Origin of the sequence: Pseudomonas sp. GM80, assembly GCF_000282515.1 — a bacterium.
Taxonomy (GTDB): domain Bacteria; phylum Pseudomonadota; class Gammaproteobacteria; order Pseudomonadales; family Pseudomonadaceae; genus Aquipseudomonas.
Genome location: NZ_AKJD01000004.1, coordinates 22,825 through 30,341 on the forward strand (window position 1 = coordinate 22,825; position 7,517 = coordinate 30,341).

Genomic DNA, 7,517 nt, shown 5'->3' on the forward strand with positions numbered 1-7,517 from the left:
TTGACGCCGTTGCGACGTCAACCTGTGGTCAGTTCTAACCAATGAGTCACAGCGATGGAATGACCGTTTTGTCATAAGCACGTAACAAAAAGGGTGCTATAGCGATAAGTAACCGCGTATTTATTCAATGTTTATTAGCCAAACCCCGGTATGATCGGCCCCGCGCTGGATGATGGGCTTAATTCTTTAGTGAGAATGACCCACGTTTGCGCTGGGGTACTATTCGACGAAGGGTCGCTTTAAGACTTTTTGTTACTCCAACTTTTTTATCTGTCCCGGCATCTAAGCTCTTTTAACCCGAGCAGCGGGGATGGAACGGCACACCTTCGTGCCACGCGGGCGTTCTTTTAGAAAAGCGCCTGATTGAAAACCGGATCGGCAATGCGTTGCCGATTCACTAGCCAAAGGCTCTGGAAATACCATGTCCGACCGTTTCGAACTCTTCCTCACTTGCCCTAAAGGCCTTGAAGGCCTGCTCATCGAGGAAGCCGTCGGGCTTGGCCTTGAAGAAGCGCGCGAGCACACTTCCGCCGTGCGTGGCATGGCGACCATGGAAACCGCTTATCGCCTGTGCCTCTGGTCGCGTCTGGCCAACCGGGTGCTGCTGGTGCTCAAGCGTTTCCCAATGAAAGACGCTGAAGACCTCTACCACGGTGTCCTCGACATCGAATGGCAGGATCACATGCTCAACGACGGCACGCTCGCCGTTGAGTTCAGCGGCCATGGCTCGGGCATCGACAACACCCACTTCGGCGCCTTGAAAGTCAAAGACGCCATCGTCGACAAGCTGCGCACCCCGCAGGGCGACCGTCCGTCGATCGACAAGCTCAACCCGGATCTGCGCATTCACCTGCGCCTGGATCGCGGCGAAGCGATTCTCTCCCTCGACCTCTCCGGGCACAGCCTGCACCAGCGTGGCTATCGCTTGCAGCAGGGCGCGGCGCCGCTGAAGGAAAACCTCGCGGCCGCTATCCTGATCCGTTCCGGCTGGCCACGCATTGCTGCCGAAGGCGGCGCGCTGGCTGACCCGATGTGCGGTGTCGGTACGTTCCTCGTCGAAGCTGCGATGATCGCCGCCGATATGGCGCCGAACCTGCGTCGTGAACAGTGGGGCTTCACCGCGTGGCTGGGTCACGTGCCGGCGCTGTGGAAAAAACTCCACGAAGAAGCCGTTGAGCGTGCCGCTGCCGGCCTGGCCAAGCCACCGCTGTGGATTCGCGGTTACGAAGCTGATCCACGCCTGATTCAACCGGGCCGCAACAACGTTGAGCGCGCCGGCCTGAGCGAGTGGATCAAGATCTACCAGGGCGAAGTCGCGACCTTTGAGCCGCGTCCGGACCAGAACCAGAAAGGCCTGGTCATCTGCAACCCACCGTACGGCGAGCGTCTCGGTGATGAAGCCAGCTTGCTCTATCTCTACCAGAACCTCGGCGAGCGTCTGCGTCAGGCCTGCCTGAACTGGGAAGCGGCGGTGTTCACCGGCGCGCCGGATCTGGGCAAGCGCATGGGCATCCGTAGCCACAAACAGTATTCGTTCTGGAACGGCGCGTTGCCGTGCAAACTGCTGTTGATCAAAGTGCTGCCGGATCAGTTCGTCACCGGCGAGCGCCGTACCCCGGAACAGCGTCAGGCCGAGCGCGAGCAAGCGGCTTACGACCAGACCCCGGACGAGCCGCAAGAACGCAAGTTCAACAAGAACGGCAACCCGATCAAGCCGACGCCAGCCCCGGCACCGGTGATCGAGCAGCCGCGCTTGAGCGAAGGCGGGCAGATGTTTGCCAACCGTCTGCAAAAAAACCTCAAGGCGATGGGCAAGTGGGTCAAGCGCGAAGGCATCGATTGCTACCGCGTCTACGATGCCGACATGCCTGAGTACGCGATGGCCATCGATCTGTACCACGATTGGGTGCACGTGCAGGAATACGCCGCGCCGAAGTCGATCGACCCGGAAAAAGCCTCGGCACGCATGTTCGACGCGCTGGCAGCCATTCCGCAGGCGCTGAATGTCGACAAGAGCCGCGTGGTGGTCAAACGCCGCGAGCGCCAGAGCGGTACCAAGCAGTACGAGCGTCAGAGCGCGCAGGGCAAGTTCAACGAAGTCAGCGAGGGCGGCGTGAAGTTGCTGGTCAACCTCACCGACTACCTCGACACGGGCCTGTTCCTCGATCACCGGCCGATGCGCATGCGCATTCAGAAAGAGGCCGAGGGCAAGCGCTTCCTCAATCTGTATTGCTACACCGCGACCGCCAGCGTGCACGCGGCCAAGGGCGGCGCGCGCAGCACCACCAGCGTCGATTTGTCGAAAACTTACCTCGACTGGGCGCGCCGCAACTTGTCGCTGAATGGCTTTTCGGACAAGAACCGTCTGGAGCAGGGCGACGTGATGGTGTGGCTGGAAAGCTGCCGTGAAGAGTACGACCTGATCTTCATCGATCCGCCGACCTTCTCCAACTCCAAGCGCATGGAAGGCATTTTCGACGTGCAGCGTGATCAGGTGCAGTTGATCGACCTGGCCATGGCCCGTCTGGCGCCGGGCGGCGTGCTGTACTTCTCCAACAACTTCCGCAAGTTCCAGTTGGAGGAAAACCTCGCCGAGCGTTACGCGGTCGAGGAAATCAGCGCGCAGACCATTGATCCGGATTTTGCCCGCAATACCAAGATCCACCGCGCCTGGAAAATCACGGCTCGTTGACACTCTGCTGCACTGGATCCACAGAGCCTTGATTTTTAACGGCTCTTGGATCCGTTCAGCGCTAGCCAAATTAATGGCTAATAGCTATAACTCACTCATGGCCAATGGGACTTCCCCGGAACACTGGCGTAGTGAGTTGTCCTTATGTCGTTGCACCCCGTGCGCCCGAAGATCCTGGGTTTTATCAGCGAAGACGTCTCGGCCTGGCTGGTCGCGCTGCTGGTATTGCTCGCCGGCGGGATTCTCACGGGGCTGCTCGCCTGGGGCGCGCTCAGTCAGTATCAGCAACAATTGCGTCAGCGCTTTCAACTGCTGGCCAACGAACGTTACAGCCGCATCGAAGAACGTTTTCAGGATCAGGAGCAACGCCTCGACGGCCTGCGCCGCTTCTTCGCCAACTCCGAATCGGTGTCCCGCGCCGAATTCGACGGTTACACCCATCCCTTATTGCTGCGTACCCAGGCTTATTCGTTTGCCTTGCGGGTCAGTGCTGCCGAACGCGCGGCGTTTGAGCGGCGTGTGCGGGATGAGGGCCTGAGCACCTTCACCATTCGCGAGCTCAATGCACAGGGCGAACTGCAGTTGGCTGCGACCCGCGACGAATATGTGCCGGTGTTGTACAGCCAGACTCAGAGCCGTCTCGGCTCCCCGCTGGGTTATGACTTGCTGGCGCAACCGTTGCGCCGCGACACCCTGCAACGCGCCGACAAGCTCCGCAGCCTGGCGGTGTCGCAACCGATGCACCTGGTCAGCATTGAGCCATCCTATGCGCGCGGTGTGCTGCTGGTCGCGCCGGTCAATCGCGACGCGCAGGCACAACCGTTCGGCTATGTCATGGCGGTAATCAGCATGCGCCAGTTGCTCGCTGATGGTTTGCCGGACGCGTTCCACGATTATCTGTCGGTGCGCATTCTCGATATGTCGACCAATGATCAGCACGAGGTGTTGTTCGAGTCGACCAATGAGCCCGCCGCCAGTGAGCTGGCGGCTACCCGCTTGCTGCGCATGGCCGATCACGATTATCAGGTCGATATCCTGCCGAGTGAGGCGTTCATTCAGGCCAACCATTCCTCAATCGGCAGCGTGGTGATTCTCGGCGGCTTGCTCAGCCTGCTGCTCAGCGCGTTGCTGTACGTGCTGGTCAGCCAGCGCCAGCGCGCGCTGCGCCTGGTCGAGCAGCGCACGCAGGAATTGCATGAGCGCGAACAGGAACTGCGCGGCACCCACGGTCAATTGCGCGGCGTGTTGAACGCGGCGACTCAAGTGGCAATCATCGCCACTGATTTACGCGGGGTGATCAACACGTTCAATCCCGGCGCCGAACAGATGCTCGGTTATAGCAGTGCCGATGTGGTCGGGCACATGACTCTGGAAAACCTCCATCTGCCCCGCGAGCTGAGCGCACGCGCTGCCGAACTGAGTGCGCGTTACGGCAAAAGCATCCCGACGTGCCACGCGATGCTGGTCGAGGGCGGTGAAGTGGGTGGTCACGAGGCGCGGGAATGGACGCTGGTGCGCAGCGATGGCAGCCATATTCCGGTGAACATGCTGGCCACTCCGGTGCTCGATGAGCAGGGCTTGTGGGTCGGGCATCTGGCGATCTGCATCGATATCACCGAGCGCAAGCGTGTGCACGAAGTGCTGGCCGCGCGCGACGTCTTGCTGAAGAAGCTCAGCGCCCATGTGCCCGGCGGTATCTATCAATTCAAAATGGAGTTCGATGGGCGCTTCAGTGTGATCTACGCCAGTGACGGCATCCGTGAGATCTACGAACTGGAACCGGACGTATTGCTGCTCAACGCCGAGGCGATCTTCACGCGCATTCATCCGCAGGACGTCATCCGCGTGCGCTCCTCGGTCCGTGAGTCGGCGGACAACCTCAGCCCGTGGCGCGAGGAATACCGAGTGCAACTGCCCGAGCGCGGCCTGCGCTGGGTGCGTGGCGAGGCAACGCCTGAAGAACTGCCGGGCGGCGGGGTACTGTGGCACGGCTACATCTCGGACATTTCCGACCTTAAACGCGTCGAGGAAGAGTTGCGTGCGCTGTCGGTGACCGACTCGCTGACGGGCATTCATAACCGCCGCTATTTCCAGGAGCGCCTGACCACCGAAATGGCCCGGGTCGAACGCGGCGGTGGCGAGTTGTCGGTGATCATGCTCGACATCGATCACTTCAAACGCATCAACGACCAATACGGCCATGCCGTCGGCGATCGGGTGCTGCAAGCGGTGTGCGAGCGTATCGGCCATCGTTTGCGCCGCACCGATGTGTTCTGCCGCTTGGGCGGCGAGGAATTCATGGTGTTGTGCCCGGACATCGATGGCGAGCACGCATACATGCTGGCGGTCGAACTCTGGCAGGGTTTGCGCAGTTCACCGGTGGATGTGGTCGGGGTGGTCACGGCGAGTTTCGGTATCGCCAGCTGGCGACTGGGGGAAGGCGCGGATGCGCTGTTGTTGCGCGCGGACTCGGGCGTCTACGCGGCGAAGCAGGGCGGCCGCGATCGCGTCGAACAGATGAGCTGATCCTCGATACACCACAAACCTGTGGGAGCTGGCTTGCCAGCGATAGGGTCATTCCAGTCAGCCTATTCGTTGACTGACACTCCGCTATCGCTGGCAAGCCAGCTCCCACAGGGTTTGGTGATGTTGCTTGGCTTGCGTTACAGCACCGAAGCAGTCTGCGGCAATCTCGGCTGTTTGTAGAGGTCCAGCAGCACTTGGTCCAGCACCGACGACGCGCCAAACGGTGCCTTGTCATTCAGGATCGCCACCACCGCCCAGGTGTTGCCATTCACATCACGGCTGAAGCCGGCAATCGCCCGCACAGTGTTCAGGGTGCCGGTCTTGACGTGCGCCTCACCTCGCATTGCTGTGGTCTTCAGGCGTTTGCGCATGGTGCCGTCGGTGCCGGCGATTGGCAGCGAGCTGATGTATTCAGCGGCATATGGGCTGTGCCACGCCGCTTGCAGCATGCCGGCCATTTCCCGGGCGCTGACGCGTTCGGCGCGGGACAGGCCGGAGCCGTTTTCCATCACCAGGTGCGGCGCAGTGATGCCTTTCTTCGCCAGCCATTGACGCACGACGCGCTGCGCAGCTTTGGCATCATCACCATCGGCATCGTTGCGGAAGCGCTGGCCAAGGCTGAGGAACAACTGCTGGGCCATGGTGTTGTTACTGTATTTGTTGATGTCGCGGATGATTTCCGCCAGATCCGGCGAGTAGGCCCGTGCGAGCAGTTTGGCGTTGCTCGGGGTCGAGGCCAGACGGTCCTTGCCCTGGATGCTGCCACCCAGTTCTTTCCAGATCGCCCGTACGGCGCCGGCGGTGTAGGTCGCGTGGTCGAGCAGCGACAGGTAGGTCTGCGAGCTGCAACCTTCGCCCAACTGGCCGGCCACGGTCACGGTCACGCTGCCATCAGCCTCTGGCACCGGGTTGTAGCGCACGCCGCCGGTGCATTGCTTGGACGGCAGGGCTTTGACGGTATTTTCGATGCGCACGCTGGCGATCGGCGGCTCAACCGAGATCAGCACGCGGCCGTTGTCGTTACGGGCGACAAAGCGCAGGGCCTTGAGGTTGACCAGCAGCGAGTCGGGTTTGACCAGGAACGGCTTGTTCTCGTCGTTGCCGTCATCGTTGAATTCCGGCAGCACCGGCTGCACGAAGAAGTTGCGGTCGAGGATCAGGTCACCGGTGATCTGGGTCACGCCGTTGGCGCGCAGGTCGCGCATCAGCAGCCAGAGTTTTTCCATGTTCAGCTTCGGATCGCCGCCACCCTTGAGGTAGAGGTTACCGTTGAGGATGCCGCCGTTCAGGTCGCCATCGGTGTAGAACTCGGTCTTCCACTGATGATTGGGGCCGAGCATTTCCAGCGCCGCGTAAGTGGTCACCAGTTTCATGGTAGAAGCCGGGTTGACCGACACGTCGGCGTTGAACACGGTCGGCGTACCCGGGCCGTCGAGCGGCACCATCACCAGCGACAGGGCGCTAGGCTGCAATTTGCTCGCCTTGAGGGCTTTTTCGACGTTCGGGGTGAGGGAAGTATTGATGGTGGCAGCAGAAACAGGCAGGGCCAGAGGCAGAAGAAGGCCGGCGAGAAACAGTGGACGCAACGATTTGATCATATGAAATAAAACCCTACAGCCGAGGGGGAAAAAGACGAGGACATGGATGAAAAGGTCCTCAGTGGTCACGAAAGTGTCGGCATTATGCCCCAAGGTGTAACCGATTGTGGCTTCCTCGAGGTGGCGATTCGTTGATTTTTTTACAGGCGGTCGGCCTCTGTGTCCAGAGAGGCGGGCAATCGATTGCTTAAACTGGTAAAGTGCCCGCCGTATTTACTTAAGAGGATTGTTCCAATGGCGACTAACCGTTCCCAGCGTCTGCGCAAAAAACTGTGCGTTGATGAATTTCAAGAGCTGGGTTTCGAACTGAACCTGGACTTCAAAGAAGATTTGTCCGAAGAAGCCATTGACGCTTTCCTCGAAGCATTCATCAAAGAAGCCATGGAAGCCAACGGTCTGGGTTATGTTGGCGGCGACGACTTCGGTCTGGTTTGCCTGCAGAAGCGTGGCTCGGTCAACGAAGAGCAGCGTGCTGCCGTTGAAGCCTGGCTGAAAACCCGCTCCGAGCTGACCAAGTATGAAGTCAGCCCGTTGCTGGACGTTTGGTATCCGGAAAAGCCGATCAACGCGGCTAAGTGATACTGAAAAAAACGGCGACCTGAGGGTCGCCGTTTTTTTTTGTCGATCAAAAGATCGCAGCCTCGTTTCACTCGACAGCTCCTACAGGGGAGCGCGATCTCCTGTAATTGTATGGACTCGCC

At 60.0% G+C, this 7,517-nt stretch carries 4 protein-coding genes; 3 read left to right on the forward strand and 1 reads right to left on the reverse strand.

All coding sequences use genetic code 11. From position 1 onward, the window contains the following. Positions 1–421: 421 nt before the first annotated feature. Together rlmKL and PMI37_RS00145 are read left to right on the forward strand one after the other, a co-directional pair. Positions 422–2,692 carry a bifunctional 23S rRNA (guanine(2069)-N(7))-methyltransferase RlmK/23S rRNA (guanine(2445)-N(2))-methyltransferase RlmL gene (rlmKL, locus tag PMI37_RS00140; protein ID WP_008076850.1) on the forward strand — a complete coding sequence of 757 codons (2,271 nt, stop codon included), beginning with the start codon at positions 422–424 and terminating at the stop codon, positions 2,690–2,692. Between the two features lie 144 nt (positions 2,693–2,836). Then, complete coding sequence (locus PMI37_RS00145; protein WP_008076852.1) at positions 2,837–5,218, forward strand: sensor domain-containing diguanylate cyclase; 2,382 nt, start codon at positions 2,837–2,839, stop codon at positions 5,216–5,218. A gap of 137 nt (positions 5,219–5,355) precedes the next feature. Here PMI37_RS00145 and dacB read toward each other — a convergent pair whose 3' ends face one another. Beyond that, complete coding sequence (dacB, locus tag PMI37_RS00150) at positions 5,356–6,816, reverse strand: D-alanyl-D-alanine carboxypeptidase/D-alanyl-D-alanine endopeptidase (protein ID WP_008076853.1); 1,461 nt, start codon at positions 6,814–6,816, stop codon at positions 5,356–5,358. Positions 6,817–7,050: 234 nt separating this feature from the next. On the opposite strand from dacB, the gene PMI37_RS00155 reads away from it, so the two are divergent. Further along, on the forward strand, positions 7,051–7,395 hold the full coding sequence (locus tag PMI37_RS00155) for a YggL family protein (protein WP_007916365.1): 345 nt from the start codon (positions 7,051–7,053) through the stop codon (positions 7,393–7,395). Positions 7,396–7,517: the final 122 nt, after the last annotated feature.

What these genes read in the sequence shown, in the direction of transcription:
- rlmKL (WP_008076850.1), top strand. Translation starts at nt 422, where the DNA reads ATGTCCGACCGTTTCGAACTCTTCCTCACTTGCCCTAAAGGCCTTGAA.
- PMI37_RS00145 (WP_008076852.1), top strand. Translation starts at nt 2,837, where the DNA reads ATGTCGTTGCACCCCGTGCGCCCGAAGATCCTGGGTTTTATCAGCGAA.
- dacB (WP_008076853.1), bottom strand. Translation starts at nt 6,816, where the DNA reads ATGATCAAATCGTTGCGTCCACTGTTTCTCGCCGGCCTTCTTCTGCCT.
- PMI37_RS00155 (WP_007916365.1), top strand. Translation starts at nt 7,051, where the DNA reads ATGGCGACTAACCGTTCCCAGCGTCTGCGCAAAAAACTGTGCGTTGAT.